Origin of the sequence: Kitasatospora sp. NPDC002551, from assembly GCF_040296005.1 — a bacterium.
Taxonomy (GTDB): domain Bacteria; phylum Actinomycetota; class Actinomycetes; order Streptomycetales; family Streptomycetaceae; genus Kitasatospora.
Genome location: NZ_JBEOWI010000011.1, coordinates 117,867 through 140,284, shown reverse-complemented (window position 1 = coordinate 140,284; position 22,418 = coordinate 117,867). Strand labels below are relative to the sequence as shown.

Genomic DNA, 22,418 nt, shown 5'->3' with positions numbered 1-22,418 from the left:
TCGTGTGCCGGTGGCGGCTCTTGACTTTCCGGCCGGGGGCGCTCTGCTGGCGCTGCGCGGGGGGCTTGTTCCGGGGCCCCCCCGCCCCCCCCCCCCACGGCAGGGGAAAGGCCTCAGGAAGGGGCTTGGTAGGAGGGGGCGCGTTGTCCGGGCCGGACAACGCGCTCTGTCTGGCCGTCCGCGCCCGCACCGAGGCCGGCCCGCCGACACCTGGTTCGGCTACTCCCTCCAGAAACACCACGTCCACCTCTCCCAGGCGTTCACCCTCCCTGGGACAGACCCGCGAGGCGTGCGCCGAGCAGGAAGCCGCCCTCGCCCTCACCCACTCGGCCTCCGTGATGACCCGCGCCCTGCTGGCCATGGACACCGCGATCTGCCTCAACACCGATGGCGACCCGACCGCCGCGGCCACCATGGCCGTCGACGTCTGGGAACACCTGCCGAAGGCGTACCGCGACGGGCTGGTGCGCACCCGGGCCGAAGGCCTCCGCCACGCTCTGTCCGGCCCGGCCCACGCCCGGCTCGGCGAAGCCCTGGCCGGCTGACGGCCAGCTGATCCCAAAACCGCCGAGCGGGCAGTGGCGCTGGACTTCCCGGCGGAGCTGGACGTGCACAACGGGGGCGCCTACGGTGTCGGCCATGACCGAACCCGGCCCCGGCGCCTGGCCCCCGGCCCCGATCAGGACCGAGCGGCTGGTGCTTCGTGCGTCCGAGGCCCGGGACCGTGCGGCGTTCATCGAGCTGTTCGCCTCGCCGGAGGTGGGTGCGTACACCGGTGGCGCCCGACCGCGTGACGAGCTTGAGTGCATGGTGCCCGCGGTGCCGGGGCGGCGTCCCGGCTTCTTCGTGATCGAGCTCGACGGGGCGATGATCGGCACCGTCGAGCTCAACCGGCGGGCGGTGGAGCACCGGAGCCAGGTCCGTCCGGACACCGGGGAGGCCGAACTCGGCTATCTGTTCCTACCGGAGGCGTGGGGGTTCGGGTACGCCGCCGAGGCGTGCGAGGCGGTGCTCGACTGGTACGCCGACGCGCTTCCCGGCGAGCCGGTGGTGCTCACCACCCAGACCGCCAACGACCGCTCGATGCGCCTCGCCGCGAAGCTGGGGTTCGCCGAGGTCGCGCGGTTCGAGGAGTGGGGCGCCGACCAATGGTGCGGCGTGCGGCCCCCCAAGGGGCTGCACGACTATCTCGCCCGTCGCTGCGAGGAGGTCGCCAAGGTGGGCTTCACCTGCCGCGACGGGCGGGAGTTCCTCGGCTGGATCGCGGAGGTCGCCGGGGACCGCGTCCTGCTGACCTGGGCCCCCGGCCCCCTCGACGACCGCGACCCCGACGACGAGTGGCTCCCCCTCACCGCCCTCCGCCCGGAAACCGCCGCCCACTACGACACCGTTTCTTCCGGCTGGATCCCTTACCCGGGCCGACTTCCTGCGCCGAGGTGGGGGTAGCGCCGGGGTCGTGGTGCGCAAGGGAGCCGGGCTCTCGGGAGCCCGGCTCGCTGGGGCGGGGGTCCGGCCGCCTTCGTCATGTGTGACGAAGGCGGCCGAGGGAGGTGTTCAGCGCAGGTGGTCGACGGCGCCGGACTTGGCGCCGTCGAGGAGGGAGGCGATCTCGGTGCGGGTGTAGACGAGTGGGGTCTGTGTGGGGTTCTTGGAGTCGCGGATGGCGACGTACTGGCCGATCACGCCGAACTCCACGCAGTTGCCGCCGCCGCTGAACGGGGACTTCGCCCAGGAGACGCCGGAGAAGTCGAGTTCGGCGGGATCGGGCTTGTTGATCACTTTCGCGTCTCCTTGAGCAGCTCGTGCAGGTGGGCATGGGTCTCAGGCGGCCCGCGGGCTCGGGGAAGCTCATGATGACGAAGGGGCCGTCCAGGCCGGGGTGAAGACCAGCGCTGAATGGGAGGACTTGCATGGTGATGTTGGTCCGCGCGCCCATGTCCAGCAGGTGTTGCAGTTGGCCGCGCAGAAGCTCGGGTGTTTCTGCGAGCCGACGAATGGCTGCTTCGTCGATGACGGCCCAGAGCTTGACGGCCTGCTCCCCCGCGAGCAGGTCGCGGCGCATCATTCTCACCTTGACCAGCTCTTCGATCTGAGGCAGCTCCAGATCGAAACGCATGACGGTCAGGACGTGGCGGGCGTACTCCTCGGGTGGGCAGGTCGTTGGCATCGGGGTTCGGGTGGCCAAGGCGGGGGCGGTGGTGATTCGGGTCAGTGATTCGCACCCGGGGTTCTTCGGTGGGCGAGTGTCGCGGGAGCCCGGGGAGCATGGGCGGGGGCTCGTCATGGTGCGGCGGTTGGCGCGGTGCTGGTGGTGGGAGCCGTTGCCGGAGGGGAAGGTGGTCTGTGCCCTGGTGGAGCTGGGCGGGGGAGGATGTGGGGGTGACGAGGATGAGTGATGGGCGGTATGCGCCGGCGGGGTCGTTGATCGGGATGGTGCAGCGGGGGCGGGGGTTGGGGGCCCGGATGGCTGTGGAGGATCCGGTGGGGGTGGCGGAGGTCGTCCATGGGTGTGTGCGGTGGGACTGGCGGTGGGACGGGCTGGATGAGCGGGGGGTGTATCTCGCGCGGCTGGTGAGGGATCTGGGGTTGCCGCTCGGGCCGGTGGTGGAGGGGTTGGCCGGGAGCCAGGAGCGGTGCGAGCGGGCGGCGCGGGTGTTGGGGTTGCTGGCGCTGAGCGGGTCGGGGGAGGCGCGGGAGGCGCTGCGGAGGTACGTGGGCGAGGGGGAGCACTGGCGGGATGTGCTGGAGGAGATGGCGCGTGGATGGCCGGTGGAGTGGTGGGAGGACCTGGGGGAGACCGCGCGGGCGCGGTTGAAGGGGGACGAGACGGATCTCTGGGGGGAGCCGTGGGTTCGGTGGGGAATGGGGACGAGGCCCCCGGAGGACGGGCCCGGGCCGGCGGATCCGCTGGTGGCGGAGACGAACGCGCGGTTGTTGGAGTTGCTGGCGGATCCGGGGGAGAGGCGGCAGTGGGGGGACGCGGTGCGGTTGTTGGCCGGGCGGGAGCCGGAGCCCGGGTTGCTGCCGTTGGTGCCGTCGTTGGGGTCGGCGGACGGGGAGCGTCCGATGCCGTTGCTGCCGCGTGCGGTGCGGCGGCTGGGGCCGGTGGCGGTTCCGGCCGCGCGGGAGTGGGCCGGGTCCGGGACGGGCTGGTTGGCGGAGCTGGGGTGCCGGGTGTTGACCGAGCACGGGGAGGTGGCGGACATCCCCGTCCTGGTGGCCGATCTGGAGCGGGACTGGGTGGAGAAGCGGTGGTGCGGGCCGGTGCACACGGCGCGGGGGTTGGCGCGGTTCGGCGTGGAGGCGCGGCAGGCGGTGTCGTTGCTGCGGCGGTTCTGGTTGTGGACTCCGCACTCGTACGAGCGGGCGGGGTATCTGGAGGCGTTGGCGGCGATCGAGCCGGCGGGGTTGGACGGGATCCATGTGGAGTGTCTGTGGGACTGTGAGGAGGCGGCCCGGTTGCTGGGGGTGAGGAAGGCGAAGGACGGGGTGGAGGTCAGGGAGAGGTTGGCGTACCTCAGGGACGACGAGATGGAGACGGCGGAGGTCAGGGCCGCCGCCGGGGAGCGGCTGGCGGCCCTGACCGGGCAGGGCTAGAGGCCCGGGATGCGGTTGTTGCGGTAGAGGTCGACGAAGAGCTGGTGGTCGGCGCGGGCCCGGGCGCCGTAGGTGTGGGCGAAGTCGACCAGCATCTCGGTGAAGCCCTTCGAGTCGCGGGCGATGGCCTCGTGGATGGCGTGCTCGGTGGAGAACGGGACCAGGGTGTGGCCGCTGGAGGACTCGTCGGCGGCCGCGTGCATGGTCGCCGTGGCGCGGCCCAGGTACTCGGTGACCGTGAGCAGGTCGGGCAGCTCGTTGAGGTCGCGCCAGTCGAGGTCGGTCGCGTACGGGGACACCTCCGCCACCAGCTGGCCGCGGCCGCGCAGGGTGGTGTGGCCGAGCCACGGGTCGCTGTGGGCCTGGAGGGCGCGCTGGGAGATCACCGTGCGGTGGCCCTCGTGCTCGAAGTAGCCGGCGATCGCCGGGTCGGTGACGTGACGCGAGACGGCCGGGGTCTGGCCCTGCTTCATATAGATGATCACATCGTTCTCGAGGGCGTCGGTGTGGCCTTCGAGGAGCAGGTTGTAGGAGGGGAGACCGGCGGAGCCGATGCCGATGCCCCGGCGGCCGACCACGTCCTTGACCCGCAGGGCGGCCGGGCGCACGAGGGAGGACGGCGGCAGGGTGGCGAGGTAGGCCTCGAAGGCGGCGAGGACCTCCGCCTTGGTGGGCTCGTCCAGCTCGATCGCGCCGCCCCCGAGGCGGAAGCGGCGGTCGTAGCCCTCGATCACGGTGTCGCCGTCGAGCAGGGAGACCCGGGTCTGCAGCCGGGCCTGCCGGAGGGTGGCCAGGATCGGGCCGCCGGTGGTGTCCAGGGTGTACGGGTCGGCGTCGCCGGTGGTGACGTGGGCCGAGATCCGGTGGCGGTAGGCGTCGGCGAAGGAGGTGACCAGCTCGGTGATGGTCGCGTCGGAGAGCGCCTTGGCGTAGCCGATCAGCGCGAGCGAGGCGGCCAGGCGCTGGACGTCCCAGGTGAAGGCGCCGACGTAGGCCTCGTCGAAGTCGTTGACGTTGAAGACGAGCCGGCCCTCGGCGTTGAGGTAGGTGCCGAAGTTCTCCGCGTGCAGGTCGCCGTGGATCCAGACCCGGCTGGTGCGCTCGTCGAGGAAGGGCTCGCCGAAGGAGGAGAAGGGCGCGGTGGTGAGGTCCGCGTAGTAGAGGGCGGCGGTGCCCCGGTAGAACGCGAAGGCCGAGGCGGCCATCTTGCGGAACTTCACCCGGAAGGCCGCCGGGTCCTGGGCGAGCAGGTCGCCGAAGGCCGTGTCGAAGACTCCGAGTATGGCCTCGGCGCGGTCCGTGGCGGGGAGCGTCTGGTGGGACATCGTGGCGGTTCCCTTGCGGTGGGTGAGTGCGGGCGGTCGAGGGGCCGGGGGCTAGAGTAGGGAGCGTGAACGCGTGAGTGACGGTCCGGGTCGGGTTGGCGACTCGGACCTCATTCATTTTCCGGCGCATCCGCCGTGACCTGCGCGTTCACCGGCCCACCTGCCAGCACGAGCCTACGGAGGCCCCGCCTTGAGCGATCAGCCGTTCGCGCATCTGCACGTTCACACCGAGTACTCGATGCTGGACGGTGCCGCCCGGCTGAAGCAGATGTTCAAGGAGGTCGAGCGGCTGGGCCAGACCCACGTCGCGATGACCGACCACGGCAACATGTACGGCGCGGCCGAGTTCCACAAGCAGGCCACGGCCGCCGGCATCACCCCCGTGATCGGCATCGAGGCGTACGTCGCCCCGGAGTCCCGTTCGAACACCAAGCGCATCCTGTGGGGCCAGCCGCACCAGAAGAAGGACGACGTCTCGGCGTCCGGTGCCTACACCCACAAGACCATCTGGGCCCGGAACAAGGAGGGCCTGCACAACCTCTTCAAGCTGACCTCGCGCTCGTACTCCGAGGGCTGGCTGGTCAAGTGGCCCCGGATGGACAAGGAGCTGATCTCCGAGCTGTCCGGCGGCCTGATGGCCACCACCGGCTGCCCCTCCGGTGAGCTGCAGACCCGGCTGCGCCTCGGCCAGTTCGACGAGGCGCTGCGGTCGGCCGCCGAGTACCAGGAGATCTTCGGCAAGGAGAACTACTTCCTGGAGCTGATGGACCACGGCCTCGACATCGAGAAGCGGGTCCGCGACGGGCTGATCGAGATCGGCAGGAAGCTCGGCATCCCGCCGGTCGTCACCAACGACTCGCACTACACCACCGAGGCCGACGCCGGCGCCCACGACCTGCTGCTCTGCGTGCAGACCGGCAAGAACCTCTCCGACCCGGACCGCTTCCGGTTCGACGGCACCGGTTACTACATCAAGTCGGCCGCCGAGATGTACGCGCTCGACCAGTCGGACGCCTGGCAGGAGGGCTGCCGCAACAGCCAGCTGCTGGTGGCCTCCCGGGTCGACACCGAGGGCATGTTCCAGTTCCGCAACCTCATGCCGCGCTTCCCGATCCCGGAGGGCTTCGAGTCCGAGGCGGACTTCTTCAAGTCCAAGGTCTGGGAGGGCATGGACTGGCGCTTCCCGCACGGGTACGACGAGGAGCACAAGAAGCTCGCCGAGTACGAGATGGACACCATCATCCAGATGGGGTTCCCGGCGTACTTCCTCGTGGTCGCCGACTTCATCATGTGGGCGAAGAGCCAGGGCATCGCGGTGGGCCCGGGCCGCGGTTCGGCGGCCGGCTCGCTGGTCGCGTACGCCATGGGCATCACCGACCTCGACCCGATCCCGCACGGCCTGATCTTCGAGCGCTTCCTCAACCCCGAGCGCGTCTCCATGCCCGATGTCGACATCGACTTCGACGAGCGCCGGCGCGGTGACGTGATCCGGTACGTGACGGAGAAGTGGGGATCCGACAAGGTCGCCATGATCGTCACCTACGGCACCATCAAGGCGAAGGCCGCCATCAAGGACTCCTCGCGCGTCCTCGGCTATCCCTACGCGATGGGCGACCGGATCACCAAGGCGATGCCGCCGGACGTCATGGGCAAGGGCATCCCGCTGTCCGGCATCACCGACAGCAGCCACCCGCGCTACAGCGAGGCCGGCGAGATCCGCGGGCTGTACGAGACCGACCCCGACGTGCGCAAGGTGATCGACACCGCGCGCGGCATCGAGGGCCTGATCCGCCAGCCCGGCGTGCACGCGGCCGGCGTCATCATGTCCGCCGAGCCGCTGACCGACCACATCCCGGTCTGGACCCGGCACACCGACGGCGTCACCATCACGCAGTTCGACTACCCCACCTGTGAGGGCCTCGGCCTTCTCAAGATGGACTTCCTCGGCCTGCGCAACCTGACGATCATGGACGACGCCGTCAAGGCGATCGAGAAGAACAAGGGCATCAAGATCAACCTTCTTGAGCTGCCCCTGGACGACAAGCCGACCTACGAACTGCTGGCGCGCGGCGACACGCTCGGCGTCTTCCAGCTCGACGGCGGCCCGATGCGCTCGCTGCTGCGGCTTATGAAGCCCGACAACTTCGAGGACATCTCCGCCGTACTGGCGCTCTACCGGCCCGGCCCGATGGGCGTCAACTCGCACACCAACTACGCGCTGCGCAAGAACGGGCAGCAGGAGATCACCCCGATCCACCCGGAGCTGGAGAAGCCCCTGGAGGAGGTGCTCCGGCCCACCTACGGCCTGATCGTCTACCAGGAGCAGGTGCAGAAGGCCGCGCAGATCCTGGCCGGCTACTCGCTCGGCCAGGCCGACCTGCTGCGCCGCGCCATGGGCAAGAAGAAGAAGGAGATCCTGGAGGCCGAGTTCGTCCCGTTCCAGAAGGGCTGCCGGGAGCGCGGCTACTCGGACGCGGCGATCCAGGCGGTGTGGGACGTCCTCGTCCCCTTCTCCGGCTACGCGTTCAACAAGGCGCACACGGCGGGCTACGGGCTCGTCTCGTACTGGACGGCGTACCTCAAGGCCAACTACCCGGCCGAGTACATGTCCGGCCTGCTGACCTCGGTGAAGGACGACAAGGACAAGTCGGCCGTCTACCTCAACGAGTGCCGCAAGATGGGCATCAACGTCCTGCCGCCGGACGTCAACGAGTCGGACGCGGACTTCACCCCGCACGGTGACACCACCGTCCGGTTCGGCCTGACCGCCATCCGCAACGTCGGCGGACCGGTCGTCGAGTCGATGATCCGGACCAGGAAGACCAAGGGGAAGTTCTCCTCCTTCCCGGACTTCCTGGAGAAGGTGGAGTCGGTGGTCTGCAACAAGCGGACCGTCGAATCGCTGATCAAGGCCGGTTCCTTCGACTCGCTCGGGCACACCCGCAAGGGCCTGACCGCGCAGTTCGAGCCGATGATCGACAACGTCGTCGGGATCAAGCGCAAGGAGGCCGAGGGCCAGTTCGACCTGTTCGGCGGCGACCCGGCGAGCGACGAGCCGAGCTTCGGGCTGGACGTGGTCTTCTCCGAGGAGGAGTGGGAGAAGTCCTTCCTGCTCACCCAGGAGCGGGAGATGCTCGGCCTGTACGTCTCCTCGCACCCGCTGCACGGCATCGAGCACGTGCTCGCCGACAAGGCGGACTGCGCGGTGGCGGACCTCGCCGAGCGGCCGGACGGGACGATCGTCACCATCGGCGGCATCATCTCGGGCCTCCAGCGGAAGATGACCAAGCAGGGCAACGCCTGGGCGATCGCGACCGTCGAGGACCTCGCCGGCTCGATCGACTGCATGTTCTTCCCGGCCAGCTACCAGCTGGTCTCCTCGCAGCTGGTCGAGGACGCGGTGGTGTTCGTCCGCGGCAAGCTGGACAAGCGCGAGGACGTGCCGCGGCTGATGGGCATGGAGCTGTCCGCCCCGGACCTGTCGAACGCCCACGCCGAGGCGCCGATCATCATCAGCATCCCGAGCGGCAAGGTGACGCCCCCGCTGGTGGCGCGGCTCGGCGAGGTGCTGAGCAGCCACCGGGGGACGACCGAGGTGCGGGTGCGGCTGGAGGAGCGGAACAAGACGACCGTGCTGCGGCTGGACCGGCACCGGGTGAAGTCGGATCCGGCGTTGTTCGGCGACCTGAAGCAGCTGCTCGGCCCGAGCTGCCTGGCGGGCAACGGGGCGGCGTAGCGCGATCGGCCGCCCGTACCCGGTCACCGGTACGGGCGGCCGTCGGCTACGCGGAGTTGCGCAGCGGGGCCGGGACGGCGGTGTGCAGGGCGGAGACGAAGGCGGAGATCGCGGGGTGGGCGCCGGCGCCCGCGCGGAACGCGGTGCGGGTGCGGCGGTACATCGGCAGCCGGGTGAGCACCACCCCGGGCGGGAGCGGGTCGATGCCGAGGTGCGGGACCAGCGCGACCCCCTGACCGGCCGCGACCAGCGCGAGCACGGTGACGAAGTCGTCGATCTGGTGGCGGATCCGGGGCGCGAAGCCCGCGCTCTCGCAGGCCCGGACGGCCATGCTGTGGCACAGGGTGCCCGGCGGGGCGAGGATCCACGGCTCGGCGCGCTGGTCGGCGACGGTGCCGGTGGCGCGGGCCGCCAGGTACATCGGCTCGGTGAAGATCGGCCGGGTCAGCGCCAGGCCGGGCTCCGGGTCGGCGGGCACCAGGTCGTACTCGTGCACCAGCGCCACGTCCAGCTCGCCCGCGCGCAGCGCCGCCGCCACCGCGGCCGGGTCGACCTCGGTGACCATCGGCTCCAGCCCCGGGTGCCAGCCGGCCAGCTCGGCGAGGACGGCGGGGATGATCGCGCGGGCCGCCGACGGGTAGGTGCCGATCCGCAGCGGGCCGGCCAGCCCCTCGCGGGCGTGGGCGAGTTCGGCGTCGGCCTGTTCCAGCCGCTCCAGCACGGCCTCGGCGTGCCGGACCAGGTTGCGCCCGGCCGGGGTGAGGGTGACCCGGCGGCCGGTGCGCTCCAGCAGCGGGACGCCGGCCTCCTTCTCCAGGACGGACAGCTGCTGGGAGACCGCCGAAGGGCTGAAGCTGAGGGCCTCGGCGACGGCGGCGATGGTGCCGAGGTGGGCGAGTTCGCGCAGCAGGCGCAGGCGTCGGACGTCGAGCATCGGCTCAGCTTACGAGAAGCTTCGGAAACGTGAACTGGACCTGGGGGATCGGCGGGCCCGAGGATCGTGGGCATGGAACTCAAGGGCATTCTCGTCCCGCTGGTCACCCCGTTCGCGGCCGACGGCTCGGTGGCGCTGGACGCGCTGGAGAAGCTGGCCGGCTCGGTGCTGGACGACGGTGCGGCGGGGCTGGTCGCGCTCGGCACCACCGGGGAGCCGGCCGCGCTGAGCGCGGACGAGCGGCGCGCGGTCACCGAGGTCTGCGCGGCGGTCTGCGCGGCGCGGGGCGTGCCGCTGCTGGTCGGCGCGGGCGGGCCGGGCACGGCCGCGGCCGCCGAGGAGCTGGCCGCGCTGGCCGGGCGGGTGCCGGGGGCGGCGGGCGCGCTGGTCACCGTGCCGTCCTTCGTGCGGCCGGGCGAGGCCGGGACGGTCGCGCACTTCCGGGCGCTGGCCGAGGCCAGTTCGGTGCCGCTGGTGATCTACCACATCCCGTACCGGACCGGGCAGCCGCTGTCGGGCGCCGCGCTGCTGGAGCTGGCCGCGCTGCCGAACGTGGTGGGCGTCAAGTACGCGACCGGCGGGGTGGACCAGGCGGCGGCGGAGCTGCTGGCGGCCGCGCCGGCCGGGTTCTCGGTGCTGGGCGGGGACGACGCCGTCCTGGCGCCGCTGCTGGCGCTGGGCGCGGACGGCGGCATCCTGGCCTCCGCGCACCTGGCCACCGCGCGCTTCGTGGAGCTGGCCGCGGCCTGGCGGGACGGGGACGTGGAGCGCGCCCGGTCGCTGGGGCACCGGCTGACCGCGCTGGCGGTGGCGGCCTTCGCCGCGCCGAACCCGGCGGTGGTCAAGGGTGTGCTGCACGCGCGGGGGCGGATCCCGACGCCGGACGTCCGGCTGCCGCTGCTGCCGGCCGGACCGGCCGAGGTCGGGCGGGCGCTGGAACTGGCAAATGGTCTGGACCACTGAGGACCACAGGATGGAATGCCGGGCCGTCCGGTGCCGGTGACAAGGCATGATGGGCGGAGTGCGGCTGTGAGCGGCAAGATCAAGAGGAGTAGTCGGATGAAGATCGGCATTGTCGGGGCCACCGGCCAGGTGGGCGGCGTGGTCCGCGAGATCCTGGCCCAGCGCAACCTTCCGGTGGAGCAGCTGCGGCTGTTCGCCTCGGCCCGTTCGGCCGGGCGCACGCTGCCCTGGCAGGGCACCGAGATCACCGTCGAGGACGCGGCCACGGCCGACTACGCCGGCCTGGACATCGTGATCTTCTCGGCCGGCGGCGCCACCTCCAAGGCGCTCGCCCCCAAGGCCGCCGCCGCCGGCGCCGTCGTCATCGACAACTCCTCCGCCTGGCGCCGCGACCCCGAGGTCCCGCTGGTCGTCTCCGAGGTCAACCCCGGGGCGATCGCCGACCGCCCCAAGGGCATCATCGCCAACCCGAACTGCACCACGATGGCCGCCATGCCGGTGCTGCGCCCGCTGCACGAGGAGGCCGGTCTGGCCGCCCTCGTCGTCTCCACCTACCAGGCCGTCTCCGGCAGCGGCGTGGCCGGCGTGGCCGAGCTGCGGGACCAGGCGGCCAAGGTCGTCGACGGCGCCGCCGCGCTCGCCCACGACGGCTCGGCGGTCGACTTCCCCGAGCCCAAGGTCTACCAGCGCCCGATCGCCTTCAACGTCGTCCCGCTGGCCGGCTCGATCGTCGAGGACGGCTCCAACGAGACCGACGAGGAGCAGAAGCTCCGCCACGAGAGCCGCAAGATCCTCGGCATCCCCGGGCTCAAGGTGGCCGGCACCTGCGTGCGCGTCCCGGTCTTCTCCGGCCACTCGCTGCAGATCAACGCCCGCTTCGAGCGCCCGATCAGCCCCGAGCGCGCGGTCGAGCTGCTCACCGGCGCCCCCGGCGTCGAGCTGAGCGACATCCCCACCCCGCTCCAGGCCGCCGGCCAGGACCCGAGCTACGTCGGCCGCATCCGCGTCGACGAGACGGTGGAGAACGGCCTGTCGCTGTTCGTCTCCAACGACAACCTGCGCAAGGGCGCCGCGCTCAACGCGGTGCAGCTCGCCGAGCTGGTCGCCGCCGAGCTCAAGGGCTGAACCGCCGCACGCCCCGCGAGGGCCCCCGTCCCCGATCCCCGGTACCCGGAATCGGACGGGGGCCCTCGTCGTGCTGGGGGAACAGTGGCGACGGCCGGGGTTCGGCGGGCGGATCCGGGGGAAAAAGCTGACCCAACGATCGGGCGGCTGCGGGCACCCCCTCACCCCACCCGCCCGGGCGCCGGGCGTACGCGCCCACCCCGGCACCGTCGGTCCCGGCGGAGCCCCACCCCGAGGGCGAGCGGAAAGAGGTGCGCGATGGACCGCTGTGTCGTCCTGGTGGACGCCGGATACCTGCTGGGCGCCGCCGCCAGCCTGCTCGCCGGTGACCCGTCCCGCTCCAAGGTCACCGTCGACCACACCGCGCTGATCGCCGCCCTGCGCGAGCGCGCCGAGGCCGAGACCGGCCTGCCGCTGCTGCGGATCTACTGGTTCGACGCCGCGCCCGAACGCCGCCCGATGCCCGAGCACCGGCGGCTGCGCGTCCTGCCCCGGGTCACCGTGCGGCTCGGCGCGCTCACCCGGGCCGAGGGCCGCTGGGTGCAGAAGGGCGTCGACGCCGCGATGCACGCCGAGCTCTCCGAACTCGCCCGCAACCGGGCCTGCGCCGACGTGGTGCTGATCACCGGCGACGGCGACCTGCTGCCCGGCATGATGTCCGCCAAGGAGCACGGCGTCGTCGTCCACCTCTGGGCGCTGCAGGCCGCCGACGGCGACTTCAACCAGTCCGAGGACCTCGTCGGCGAGGCCGATGAGCGGCGGGTGCTGGACCGCGAGTGGATCGAGGGGTCCTTCAGCCTGCGCGACACCTCCAGCGTCTTCCCCGGCCCCGGTGCCCGGCACGACATCGCCAAGATCCTCGCCGCGCCGCCCGCCGCGCCCCCCGGCGCCCTGCCGGGCCCGCTGCCCGCGGCCCAGGTGCCCGGCCGCCCGGCCGCCGAGGAACCCGCCGTGGCCGTCGCCGCCGTGGCGGCCCCCGCCGTCAACGGGCGCCCCCAGCCGGCCGCCGCCGGGCTCAAGGTGGTGCCCACCCCCAAGGACCTCGCCGGGCGCAGCGCCGACCGGCAGGCCGCCGTCGCCTCCCAGCCGCAGACCGGCCCGGTGCTGCGCTGGTCCTCCGACCGGGGCTGGATCGACCGGCCGGTCGCCGAACCCGCCGTCACGGCCGGGGACGGCCTGCCCACCCTCGCCCAGCTCACCACCGCCGAACAGCGCTGGGCCGACCGCGAGGAGGACATCACCTCCATCGGCGGCGACGCCCACGAGGTGGGGCAGGTCTTCGCCCGCCGCTGGACCAGCCGGATCGGCGACGCCGAACGGCTCGCCGTCCTGTGGCCCGGCTACCCGCGCATCCCGCACCGGGTGGACGGCGAGCTGCTGCGCTACGCCGCGCGCTTCGGGCTGCTCGCGCACAAGGACGACCAGATCGACGAGCACGACCGGTACGCGATCCGGGCGGGCTTCTGGAAGGAGCTCGCCGCCCGCGTCCCCGGCGGTGACCTGCTGGTCGACGACTAGAAGCCCTCTCCCGGGGGCGGGGCGGGGCCCCGTTGTCCGGTTCGCCCGTCGCACCGCGTAGAGTCGTCGGTCGTGAGTGAGACGGCCGGGCGGGCACCCCAGGAGACCTCGCCGTGCTGTGCCGTACGCGACCTTGTACGGACGTACCGCGCCGGGCGCGGAGCCTCCGCCACCGAGATCCGGGCCAACGACGGCATCAGCCTGACCGTCCGGCAGGGCGAGATCTTCGGCCTGCTCGGGCCCAACGGCGCGGGCAAGTCCACCCTGGTCCGCCAGCTCACCGGCCTGCTGCGGCCCGACTCCGGCAGCATCGAGATCCTCGGCCACGACGTGGTCCGCCACCCCGAACGGGCCGCCCGGCTGCTGGGCTACCTCGGCCAGGAGTCCACCGCGCTGGACGAGCTGACCGTCGCGCTGGCCGCCGAGACCACCGGACGGCTGCGCGGCCTGGGCCGGGCCCAGGCCCGCGCCGCCGCCGACGAGGTGATCACCGAACTCGCCCTGGAGCCGCTCGCCCACCGGCCGCTCGCCAAGCTCTCCGGCGGCCAGCGCCGGCTCGCCTGCTTCGCCGCCGCCCTGGTCGGCGACCGGCCGCTGCTGGTCCTCGACGAGCCCACCACCGGCATGGACCCGGTCGCCCGGCGCGCCGTCTGGTCGGCGGTCGAACGCCGCCGGGCCGAGCGCTCCGCCACCGTCCTGCTGGTCACCCACAACGTGATCGAGGCGGAGACCGTGCTGGACCGGGTCGCCGTGGTCGACGAGGGCCGGGTGATCGCCTGCGACACCCCCGGCGGCCTCAAGGCGCTGGTCGACGGCGACGTCCGGCTGGACCTGGTCTGGCGGGACGAGGCGCCGCTGGCGGTGCCCGCGGTGGCGGCGCTCGCCGAACGGGCCGAGCGCACCGGCCGCCGCTGGACCGTGCGCACCACCCCCGAGCAGGCCCGCGAACTGGTCGCCGCCGTCACCACCGGCCCGGCCTTCGCGGCCCTGGACGACTTCACCCTGGCCACCCCGAGCCTTGAGGACGCGTACCTCAAGCTGGGCGGCCGCCACGGAGGACTGGCCAAGTGACGCTGCTCTCGGCACCGCCGCGGACCACCCCGGACGCGGCCGGCGGGCCCGCCCCGCTGGCCCCGGCCGCCCGGCTGCTGCCCGCCCTCGCGGCGGTCTACCGGGCGCAGCTGGCCCGGGCCCGGGTGGCGCGGATCCCGCTGCTGTTCGTGGCGACCTTCCAGTCGCTCGGCATCCTGGTGATGATGCGGGGCGTCGTCGAGCCCGGGCAGACCTCGGCCGCCCGGTACGTGGTGTCCGGCTCCAGCGTGCTGGTGGTCGCCTTCGTGGCGCTCAACCTGCTCGCCCAGTACTTCGGCCGGCTGCGGGCCAGCGGCGGGCTGGACCACTACGCGACCCTGCCGGTGCCGGCCGCCTCGGTGGTGCTCGGCGCGGCGGCCGCGTTCGCCTCGTTCACCCTGCCGGGGACGCTGGTCACGGCGGCGGTCGGCGCGGTGATGTTCGGGCTGCCGCTCGGGCAGCTGTGGGTGCTGCTCGCGGTGGTGCCGCTGGCCGGCGCGGCGCTCTCCGGGCTCGGCGCGGCCTGCGGGCTGCTGGCGCCCAAGCAGGAGATCGCCACCATGCTCGGGCAGCTGGGCATGTCGGCGGCGCTGCTGCTCGGCGTGCTGCCGGTGGACCACCTGCCGCAGCCGGTGCTGTGGCTGCGCGACCTGCTGCCCTCCACCTACGCGGTGGAGGCCTTCGCCCGGACCTTCCACCCCTCGCCGGACTGGGCGGCGGTGGTCGGGGACCTCGCGGTGTGCGCCGGGGTGGGCGTGGTGTCGCTGGCCGTCGCCACCTGGGCGTACCGGCGGGCGACCCGACGGTAGGGCCCGACTCCTGGATTCCGCGGCCCGGCATGGCGCGGCCCCGGAGAGGAGCCGCGGGACAGGCCCTGACGGCGGGGGGACGGTCATCCGGTCGGTGGGCGGCCGGGCCGCGGGGGCGGTGACCGTGAAACGATGGGGGGTGTGACCGTACCGAACACACCTCCGGACCCCGCGCGCGCCGACGGCACCGATGCCGTGGCGGACGCCGTGCCCGCGGACGCCGTGCCCGCCCCGTACGCCGCGCCCGGTCCGCACGCCGCGCGTGATCCGTACGCACCGCCGGCCGGGCCGGACCTGGTGACCGGGAAGGCGGGGCCGGCCCAGTCGCCGGCGCAGCGGCTGATGCCCGAGCTGAGGGTCGGGGCGGCCACCCTGCTGGCCTGCCTGGTGCTGGGCGTCGTGATGGGCGGGCTGTGGGCCTGGCTGGCGCCCAAGGTGCCGCTGGTGGTGGACGGCAACAAGATCCTCTACGGCGACCCGGAGGGGGAGCAGCGGGCCGGGGCCGACAGCGTCTTCGTGCTGATCGGCCTGGGCATGGGCATCCTGACGGCGCTCGGGGCGTTCCTGGTCACCCGCAAGCGGGGCGGCGGGATCGCGGTGGCGGTCGGACTGGCCGTCGGCGGACTGCTGGCGTCGGCCGGGGCGTGGGGGCTCGGGCGGTGGCTCGGGCCGAGCCGCGATTTGATCGGCGAGGCGCGGCGGGTCGGCAACGGCGGACACTTCCAGGCGGACATCGACCTCGGGGCGTACGGCGCGGTGCTGGCCTGGCCGATGGCGGCGATGGTGGTGCTGCTGGCGCTGTCGGCGGCGTTCGGGAAGCGGGAGGAGGACCCGCCGCCGTACTGGGTGCCGGGGCCGCCGGCCGTGGACGCGGGTGCGGGCGCCGTCCCGGGCACGGGAGCGGGTACGGCCACGGGCGTCCCGGCGGAGGACCGGCGGGACGCCTGAGGATCCGGGGCCGGTGCGCTGCGCACCGGCCCCGCGGCGTGTCCGGGCCCGGTCAGCGGGCGATCGGGGCGGTGCTGGCGCTGGTGAGGCCGACCAGGTGGGCGGGGGAGAGCTCGACCTCCAGACCCCGGCGGCCGGCCGAGACGTAGACCGTGGGGTGGTCGAGGGCGCTGGCGTCCACGACGGTGCGCAGCGGGCGCCGCTGACCGAGCGGGGAGATGCCGCCGCGGACGTAGCCGCTGCTGCGCTCGGCGGCCGCCGGGTCGGCCATCGCGGCGCGCTTGCCGCCGACCGCCGCCGCCAGGGCCTTGAGGTCGAGCTGGCCGACGACCGGGACCACGCCGACGGTGAGGACGCCGTCGACGTCGGCGACCAGGGTCTTGAAGACCCGCTCGGCCGGGACGCCGAGCGCCTCGGCGGCCTCGGCGCCGTAGGAGGCGGCGGCCGGGTCGTGCTCGTAGGAGTGGACGGTGAACGGCACGGCGGCGGTCTCCAGGGCGACCGTCGCGGGCGTGCCCTGGCCGCCCTTCTTCGGCTTCTTGGCCACGGGGGCTCCCGCAATCGGTGGGCTCGGTGGGTGGGCTCGGTGGGTGGGCTCGGTCAGTTGGGGCTGAAGGACTGGCGGGTGAGGTGGACGGCGGGCAGCGAGGGCAGCCAGCCGAGCACCGCCGTCTCGCGGCGCAGCAGGTCGAGCTCGGTGCGCAGCCGCTGGGCGTTGTCGGGGCAGGCGAGCAGCTGCTGCTTGAGCGGCACCTCCAGGACGGCGGCCGCGGCGACCAGGTAGGACAGCACCTGCGGGTCCTCGGGCAGCTCCTGGCGGCCGACGGTGCTGGCCTCGCGGGCGCCGGCGAGGCGGCGCTGGTAGGTGCGGAAGACCCGCTCGACCTCGGCGGCCAGCGCGCCGGAGCCCTCGCCGGTGCGCTCCTCGATGGGTTCGAGCTCGCCGGTGAGGTACGGCCCGCCGACGTCGACGGAGCGGAGCCAGAACCGGGTGGTGCCGGTGACCAGCAGCTCGTACCGGCCGTCCGGCTGCGGCTGGACGGAGGTGACGTCGGCGACGCAGCCGACGTGGTGCAGCGCCTCCAGCGGGTCGCCGGTCGCGGTGCCCAGGCCGTCCAGCGGCCCGGCCGGGCCGTCCTCGGGACGGACCGGGGCGGTCTCGCGGCCGTCCTTGATGGCGAGCACGCCGAAGCGGCGCGGCTGGTCCTCGGGTTGTTCCAGCAGGTCGGCGACGAGACGGCGGTAGCGCTCCTCGAAGACGTTCAGGGGCATCACCAGTCCCGGGTAGAGGACCGTGTTCAGCGGGAAGAGCGGAAGCCGTTCTGTCACGGCGGACAGCGTAGTTCCCTTGACCCGCCGGGCGTCCACGGCCCTGGACCCGGCTGCCCGCGGCCCGGTCGTCCGAGGCCCGGTCACCGGCGCCCGGGTCGTCCCGCGCCCGGGTCGTCGCGCGCCCCGGTCGTCGCGCGCCCCGGCTATCCGCGCTGGAGCATCCGGCTGGCGCCGGCGGCGACCGTGGTGGCCAGCACCCAGCCGACGACGACCAGGCCGGAGGAGATCCACTGGGCGGTGCCGCCCGGGTTCCAGCCCTTCTGGCCGAGGTCGACGACGGGCAGCAGCTGGCCCAGCGCGTACAGCACCGGGTTCCAGTGCGGGCGTTCGTCGGCCTTCAGCGGCTGCGGCGCGTGGGTGGCGAAGTAGAGGCTGCCCAGGGCCCAGGCGAGCAGCATCCAGAGCGCGGCCCGGCCGGGCCGGAAGCCGTAGCCGACGGTGACGTCCTGGACCCGGCCCCAGATCCGGGCCGGCAGCGGCAGGGTCTGCCGGCGGCGGCGCTGCTTGGCGTAGAGCACCTCGCGGGCGTCGTCGTCGGCGCCGTCGCGGCGCAGGGCGGCGGCCAGTTGCTCGTAGGACTCGGGCTGGAACTCCACGGAGGAACGTTCCAGCCAGCCGATCCGATCGTGGACGGGGAACGGCACGGCCGGGCGCAGGCACTCGTAGGTGAACCCGGTCAGGCCGACCGCGCCCTCCCGGGGCCAGGAGCCGGGCGCGTCGACGAGGTTGCCGACCCGGGCCCGGGACAGCGAGACGGCGCCGCCGCCCGGGAAGCGGCAGGTGAAGCGCAGCTCCGGGGTCTGGATCCGGCGCAGGGTCACCTCGTCGCCGTCGGTCAGGTGGAACTCGGCGTCGGAGAGCAGACAGGCGTTCTCGAAGCGGCCGTCGGAGAGCCGGACCTGGCCGAAGGCGCGGAACGGCGTGCTCGGCGCGTCCGGCGGCGGGACCTCGCCGTACCCGGAGCCGTAGTAGGTCTGCGACCCGTACCAGCCGCCGTCGGCCGAGCCGCTCAGGTACAGGGTGTGGCCGACGGTGACCCGTACGGCGTTCAGGGCGTTGCGGTTGCCGGGCACGGCGCGCAGCTGGGCGCCGCGCAGCGAGAGCCGCCCGCCGATCCGGGCGGTGCGCAGGCTGACCTCGCCCTCGGCCTCCAGCCGGTCGGCCTCGCAGTCCTGGCTGACCGCGATGCCGTCGGCGGACAGCGCCCGGCCGAACCGGTCGCCGCCCAGCACGGCCTGGTTGATCAGCAGGTCGGTGCCGATCCGGGCGTCGGTGAGCCGCACGCCCTGGCGTATCCGGCAGCGGGCCAGGTGGAGGTCCCCCGAGGTGGCCAGCCGGGAGGCCTCCAGGCGGGGGATCAGGCAGTTGATGAAGCGCAGCGTGCCGGCCTCGGCCTCGGAGATCAGGATCTTCTGGTCGAAGCGGCAGTCGTGCAGCTCGACGTAGTGGCCGATGGTGCCGCCGGCGAGGTCCAGCGGGCCGGTGACCAGGGCGCCGGTCAGCTTGAGCGAGGCGACCCGGCCGGGGACGGGGGCGGGCCCGTCCAGCAGCAGCCGGGCGAGCACCCGGGCGCGGACCGTGCGCCCGGGGCCCCAGACGGCCTCGCCGAACGGGTCGTCCTCGGCGGCCTCGCCGCTGCGCAGGTCGTGGATCCGGCCGAGCCGGAACGCCTGCCAGAGTGCCTGCTCGGCCGCCGTCCAGTCCTCCGGTGCCCGATCCGTCATGCTTCCCCCCGAATCCCACGGCCTCCCCCGGGCCGTCTCGCCCTTCGTATCACGGACTGAAATGCGGGACCGTCGGTTCCGGCCACTCCTTACACTGGGTGGCGTGATCTCTCGAATCGATCTGCGCGGCTCGCTCGACGACCCGCGCGACCTGCTGCCCCGTGCCGACTTCGACGTCGCGGCCGCCCTGGAGACGGTGCGCCCGATCGCCGAGGACGTGCATCATCGCGGCGTCGCGGCGCTGATCGAGATCACCGAACGCTTCGACGGCGTGCGGCTGGAGTCCACCCGCGTCCCGGCCGAGCAGCTCGCCGAGGCCCTGGAGGAGCTGGACCCTAAGGTGCGCGCCGCACTGGAGGAGTCGATCCGCCGCGCCCGCCTGGTGCACGGCGACCAGCGCCGAGAGGGGCACACCACCCAGGTGGTGCCGGGCGGCACGGTGACCCAGCGCTGGGTGCCGGTGGACCGGGTCGGGCTGTACGTGCCGGGCGGACTGGCCGTCTACCCGTCCTCCGTTGTGATGAACGTGGTGCCGGCCCAGGAGGCGGGCGTGCGCGGCATCGCGGTGACCTCCCCGCCGCAGAAGGCCTTCGGCGGCCGGGTGCACCCGACCATCCTGGCGGCCTGCGCGCTGCTCGGCGTCACCGAGGTGTACGCGGTCGGCGGCGCCCAGGCGGTCGCCATGTTCGCGCTCGGCACCGAGGAGTGCGAGCCGGTCAACATGGTCACCGGCCCCGGCAACATCTACGTGGCCGCCGCCAAGCGCTACTTCGCCGGGCGGATCGGCATCGACTCCGAGGCCGGCCCGACCGAGATCGCCGTCCTCGCCGACGACAGCGCCGACCCGGTGGACGTCGCCGCCGACCTGATCAGCCAGGCCGAGCACGGCCCGACCTCGGGCTCGGTGCTGGTCACCGACTCGGTGGCGCTCGCCGACGCGGTCGAGGCCGAGCTGAAGGCCCAGGTCGCCCGCACCCGGCACGGCGAGCGGGTGGCCGAGGCGCTCGGCGGCCGGCAGTCCGGCGTCATCCTGGTCGACGACCTGGAGCAGGGCCTGGCCGTGGTCAACGCCTACGCGGCCGAGCACCTGGAGATCCAGACCCGGGACCCGCGCGCCGTGGCCGCCCGGGTGCGCAACGCCGGCGCGATCTTCCTCGGCCGGTTCACCCCGGTCTCGCTCGGCGACTACGCCGCCGGCTCCAACCACGTGCTGCCCACCGGCGGCTGCGCCTGCCACTCCTCGGGCCTGTCCGTGCAGACCTTCCTGCGCGGCGTGCAGGTCGTCGAGTACGACCGCGAGGCGCTGGCCGGCATCGCCGCGCACGTCGTCAACCTGGCGAACGCCGAGGACCTGCCCGGTCACGGCGACGCGATCAAGGCCCGATTCGGATGGAGTGTGCCGGGCGCGTGACGAAGATCGACGACCTTCCCGTCCGGGACGAGCTGCGCGGCCAGTCGCCCTACGGCGCCCCGCAGCTCGACGTCCCGGTCCAGCTGAACACCAACGAGAACCCCTACCCGCTCCCCGAGGAGCTGGTGGCCCGGATCGCCGAGCGGGTCGCCGAGGCCGCCCGCAACCTCAACCGCTACCCCGACCGGGACGCGGTCGAGCTGCGCGAGGGCCTGGCGGCGTACCTCACCCGCACCACCGGCCACGCCGTCGCCCGGGAGAACGTCTGGGCCGCCAACGGCTCCAACGAGGTGCTCCAGCAGCTGCTGCAGACCTTCGGCGGCCCCGGGCGCACCGCGCTCGGCTTCGAGCCCTCGTACTCGATGCACGCGCTGATCTCCCGCGGCACCGGCACCGGCTGGATCTCCGGCCCGCGCAACGCCGACTTCACCGTCGACCTGGACGCCGCCCTCGCGGCGATCGCCGAGCACCGCCCGCACGTGGTGTTCGTCTGCTCGCCGAACAACCCGACCGGCACGGCCGTCGAGGCCGACACCGTGCTGCGGCTCTACGAGGCCGCGCAGGCCGCCCGGCCCAGCCTGGTGGTGGTCGACGAGGCGTACGTCGAGTTCTCGCACCGCGCCTCGCTGCTGTCGCTGATCGAGGGCCGCCCCAACCTGGTGGTCTCGCGCACCATGTCGAAGGCCTTCGGCGCGGCCGGGCTGCGCCTGGGCTACCTGGCCGCCGACCCGGCGGTGGTGGACGCGGTGCAGCTGGTCCGCCTGCCGTACCACCTGTCGGCCGTCACCCAGGCCACCGCGCTGGCCTGCCTGGAGCACACCGACACCCTGCTCGGCTACGTCGGCCGGCTCAAGGCCGAGCGCGACCGGCTGGTCGACGCGCTGCGCGGACTCGGTCTCGAGGTGACCGACTCGGACGCCAACTTCGTCCAGTTCGGCCGCTTCGCCGACACCCACGCCGTCTGGCGGGCCATCCTCGACCACGGCGTCCTGGTCCGTGACAACGGCGTTCCGGGATGGCTGCGCGTCACCGCCGGCACCCCCGCCGAGAACGACGCCTTCCTGGAGGCCGTCGCCACCGCCCTCCCGTCGCCCACCCCCGCCCTTGAACGTGCGCGCTCCGCGCGCGCGGCCAGTCAGGAGCTGTAACCGCTGATGACCCGCATCGGACGCGTCGAGCGCACCACCAAGGAGACCTCCGTCCTGGTCGAGATAGACCTGGACGGCACCGGCAGGACCGACATCTCCACGGGCGTCGGCTTCTACGACCACATGCTCGACCAGCTCGGGCGCCACGGCCTCTTCGACCTCACCGTGAAGACCGACGGCGACCTGCACATCGACACCCACCACACCATCGAGGACACCGCCCTCGCGCTCGGCGCCGCCTTCAAGCAGGCACTGGGCGACAAGGTCGGCATCTACCGGTTCGGCAACTGCACCGTGCCGCTGGACGAGTCGCTCGCCCAGGTGACCGTCGACCTCTCCGGCCGCCCCTACCTGGTGCACAGCGAGCCGGACGGCATGGCGCCGATGATCGGCAGCTACGACACCACCATGACCCGGCACATCCTGGAGTCCTTCGTGGCCCAGGCCCAGATCGCCCTGCACGTCCACGTGCCGTACGGTCGCAACGCGCACCACATCGTGGAGTGCCAGTTCAAGGCGCTGGCCCGGGCCCTGCGCTATGCCGCCGAGCGCGACCCGCGCGCGGCCGGCATCCTCCCGTCGACCAAGGGTGCGCTGTGAGCAACTCCACGATGATCCTCCTCTTTGTCGGGCTGTTCCTGGCCGGCGGTGTCATCTCGTTCTGGAAGCAGAAGCAGTCCAAGGGCGTCATCCTCGTGCTCGCGCTGGGCTCGGTGATGTGCCTCGCCTCGGGCCTCATGCGCCTGTAACCGTCGAGCCAACGAGAGACTGGACACC

Annotated in this window: 19 protein-coding genes and 2 pseudogenes; 14 read left to right on the top strand and 7 right to left on the bottom strand. The window is 73.2% G+C overall.

Features of this window, described 5'->3' with window-relative positions; translation table 11 throughout:
- Nucleotides 1–143 precede the first annotated feature (143 nt).
- Together ABT093_RS13530 and ABT093_RS13525 are read left to right on the top strand one after the other, a co-directional pair.
- Nucleotides 144–545 (top strand): hypothetical protein, encoded by a 402-nt coding sequence (locus ABT093_RS13530; RefSeq protein ID WP_350563701.1) that lies wholly within the window; start codon nt 144–146, stop codon nt 543–545.
- 94 nt (nt 546–639) lie between these two features.
- A pseudogene (locus ABT093_RS13525) lies at nt 640–1,170 on the top strand (GNAT family N-acetyltransferase); the annotation flags it as partial.
- A gap of 384 nt (nt 1,171–1,554) precedes the next feature.
- On the opposite strand, the gene ABT093_RS13520 reads toward ABT093_RS13525, so the two are convergent.
- The gene (locus tag ABT093_RS13520; RefSeq protein WP_350563699.1) at nt 1,555–1,779 is read right to left on the bottom strand and encodes a DUF397 domain-containing protein; all 225 of its coding nucleotides are present in this window, start codon (nt 1,777–1,779) and stop codon (nt 1,555–1,557) included.
- 103 nt (nt 1,780–1,882) lie between these two features.
- Nucleotides 1,883–2,116 (bottom strand): annotated as a pseudogene (locus ABT093_RS13515) (Scr1 family TA system antitoxin-like transcriptional regulator); the annotation flags it as partial.
- A gap of 347 nt (nt 2,117–2,463) precedes the next feature.
- Between ABT093_RS13515 and ABT093_RS13510 the strand changes: the two are divergent.
- Complete coding sequence (locus ABT093_RS13510) at nt 2,464–3,597, top strand: hypothetical protein (RefSeq protein WP_350563697.1); 1,134 nt, start codon at nt 2,464–2,466, stop codon at nt 3,595–3,597.
- Here ABT093_RS13510 and ABT093_RS13505 read toward each other — a convergent pair.
- Complete coding sequence (locus ABT093_RS13505) at nt 3,594–4,922, bottom strand: DUF2252 domain-containing protein (RefSeq protein WP_350563695.1); 1,329 nt, start codon at nt 4,920–4,922, stop codon at nt 3,594–3,596. The two genes, ABT093_RS13510 and ABT093_RS13505, sit on opposite strands and share 4 nt — an antisense overlap.
- 190 nt (nt 4,923–5,112) lie before the next feature.
- Between ABT093_RS13505 and dnaE the strand changes: the two genes are divergently transcribed.
- Nucleotides 5,113–8,658 (top strand): DNA polymerase III subunit alpha, encoded by a 3,546-nt coding sequence (gene dnaE / locus ABT093_RS13500; RefSeq protein WP_350563693.1) that lies wholly within the window; start codon nt 5,113–5,115, stop codon nt 8,656–8,658.
- Between the two features lie 46 nt (nt 8,659–8,704).
- On the opposite strand, the gene ABT093_RS13495 is transcribed toward dnaE, so the two are convergent.
- Nucleotides 8,705–9,592, bottom strand: a complete 888-nt coding sequence (locus ABT093_RS13495) for a LysR family transcriptional regulator (RefSeq protein ID WP_350563691.1) — start codon at nt 9,590–9,592, stop codon at nt 8,705–8,707.
- A 72-nt stretch (nt 9,593–9,664) separates the two neighbouring features.
- Here ABT093_RS13495 and ABT093_RS13490 point away from each other — a divergent pair, with 72 nt between their 5' ends.
- The 6 genes from ABT093_RS13490 (at nt 9,665) to ABT093_RS13465 (ending at nt 16,026) form a co-directional block, all read left to right on the top strand.
- Complete coding sequence (locus tag ABT093_RS13490; protein ID WP_350563689.1) at nt 9,665–10,555, top strand: dihydrodipicolinate synthase family protein; 891 nt, start codon at nt 9,665–9,667, stop codon at nt 10,553–10,555.
- Between the two features lie 96 nt (nt 10,556–10,651).
- Nucleotides 10,652–11,680 (top strand): aspartate-semialdehyde dehydrogenase, encoded by a 1,029-nt coding sequence (locus ABT093_RS13485; protein ID WP_350563687.1) that lies wholly within the window; start codon nt 10,652–10,654, stop codon nt 11,678–11,680.
- Nucleotides 11,681–11,938: 258 nt separating this feature from the next.
- A complete protein-coding gene (locus ABT093_RS13480; protein WP_350563685.1) occupies nt 11,939–13,198 on the top strand; it encodes an NYN domain-containing protein in 1,260 nt (419 codons plus the stop codon).
- A gap of 72 nt (nt 13,199–13,270) precedes the next feature.
- Nucleotides 13,271–14,269: an ABC transporter ATP-binding protein gene (locus ABT093_RS13475; RefSeq protein ID WP_350563683.1), complete on the top strand. Its 999-nt coding sequence runs from the start codon at nt 13,271–13,273 to the stop codon at nt 14,267–14,269.
- Nucleotides 14,266–15,078, top strand: coding sequence for an ABC transporter permease (locus tag ABT093_RS13470; protein ID WP_350563681.1), 813 nt, complete (start codon nt 14,266–14,268; stop codon nt 15,076–15,078). Before ABT093_RS13475 ends, ABT093_RS13470 begins: the two co-directional genes overlap by 4 nt.
- Before the next feature lie 141 nt (nt 15,079–15,219).
- A complete protein-coding gene (locus ABT093_RS13465; protein WP_350563679.1) occupies nt 15,220–16,026 on the top strand; it encodes an ABC transporter permease in 807 nt (268 codons plus the stop codon).
- A gap of 52 nt (nt 16,027–16,078) precedes the next feature.
- On the opposite strand, the gene ybaK is transcribed toward ABT093_RS13465, so the two are convergent.
- From ybaK to ABT093_RS13450, 3 genes are all read right to left on the bottom strand, one after another.
- Nucleotides 16,079–16,573: a Cys-tRNA(Pro) deacylase gene (gene ybaK, locus ABT093_RS13460; RefSeq protein WP_350563677.1), complete on the bottom strand. Its 495-nt coding sequence runs from the start codon at nt 16,571–16,573 to the stop codon at nt 16,079–16,081.
- Nucleotides 16,574–16,626: 53 nt separating this feature from the next.
- Complete coding sequence (locus ABT093_RS13455; RefSeq protein WP_350563675.1) at nt 16,627–17,355, bottom strand: LON peptidase substrate-binding domain-containing protein; 729 nt, start codon at nt 17,353–17,355, stop codon at nt 16,627–16,629.
- Between the two features lie 146 nt (nt 17,356–17,501).
- Nucleotides 17,502–19,082, bottom strand: coding sequence for an oxidoreductase (locus ABT093_RS13450; RefSeq protein WP_350563673.1), 1,581 nt, complete (start codon nt 19,080–19,082; stop codon nt 17,502–17,504).
- Nucleotides 19,083–19,185: 103 nt separating this feature from the next.
- Here ABT093_RS13450 and hisD point away from each other — a divergent pair, with 103 nt between their 5' ends.
- The 4 genes from hisD to ABT093_RS13430 are packed head-to-tail and all read left to right on the top strand — an operon-like array spanning nt 19,186 to nt 22,390.
- Nucleotides 19,186–20,493, top strand: coding sequence for a histidinol dehydrogenase (gene hisD / locus ABT093_RS13445; protein ID WP_350563671.1), 1,308 nt, complete (start codon nt 19,186–19,188; stop codon nt 20,491–20,493).
- Nucleotides 20,490–21,641 carry a histidinol-phosphate transaminase gene (locus tag ABT093_RS13440; protein WP_350563669.1) on the top strand — a complete coding sequence of 384 codons (1,152 nt, stop codon included), beginning with the start codon at nt 20,490–20,492 and terminating at the stop codon, nt 21,639–21,641. The genes hisD and ABT093_RS13440 overlap by 4 nt, the downstream gene beginning before the upstream one ends.
- A 6-nt stretch (nt 21,642–21,647) precedes the next feature.
- Nucleotides 21,648–22,241 carry an imidazoleglycerol-phosphate dehydratase HisB gene (hisB, locus tag ABT093_RS13435; protein ID WP_350563667.1) on the top strand — a complete coding sequence of 198 codons (594 nt, stop codon included), beginning with the start codon at nt 21,648–21,650 and terminating at the stop codon, nt 22,239–22,241.
- 11 nt (nt 22,242–22,252) lie between these two features.
- Nucleotides 22,253–22,390, top strand: a complete 138-nt coding sequence (locus tag ABT093_RS13430) for a CG2302 family histidine operon protein (protein WP_502884219.1) — start codon at nt 22,253–22,255, stop codon at nt 22,388–22,390.
- The last annotated feature ends 28 nt before the right edge of the window (nt 22,391–22,418 follow it).

Excerpts from the sequence above, each read along its gene's own strand:
- ABT093_RS13505 (WP_350563695.1), bottom strand. The coding sequence starts at position 4,922 with ATGTCCCACCAGACGCTCCCCGCCACGGACCGCGCCGAGGCCATACTC.
- ABT093_RS13510 (WP_350563697.1), top strand. The coding sequence starts at position 2,464 with ATGGCTGTGGAGGATCCGGTGGGGGTGGCGGAGGTCGTCCATGGGTGT.
- ABT093_RS13480 (WP_350563685.1), top strand. The coding sequence starts at position 11,939 with ATGGACCGCTGTGTCGTCCTGGTGGACGCCGGATACCTGCTGGGCGCC.
- ABT093_RS13495 (WP_350563691.1), bottom strand. The coding sequence starts at position 9,592 with ATGCTCGACGTCCGACGCCTGCGCCTGCTGCGCGAACTCGCCCACCTC.
- hisB (WP_350563667.1), top strand. The coding sequence starts at position 21,648 with ATGACCCGCATCGGACGCGTCGAGCGCACCACCAAGGAGACCTCCGTC.
- ABT093_RS13430 (WP_502884219.1), top strand. The coding sequence starts at position 22,253 with ATGATCCTCCTCTTTGTCGGGCTGTTCCTGGCCGGCGGTGTCATCTCG.
- ABT093_RS13490 (WP_350563689.1), top strand. The coding sequence starts at position 9,665 with ATGGAACTCAAGGGCATTCTCGTCCCGCTGGTCACCCCGTTCGCGGCC.
- ABT093_RS13485 (WP_350563687.1), top strand. The coding sequence starts at position 10,652 with ATGAAGATCGGCATTGTCGGGGCCACCGGCCAGGTGGGCGGCGTGGTC.
- ABT093_RS13450 (WP_350563673.1), bottom strand. The coding sequence starts at position 19,082 with ATGACGGATCGGGCACCGGAGGACTGGACGGCGGCCGAGCAGGCACTC.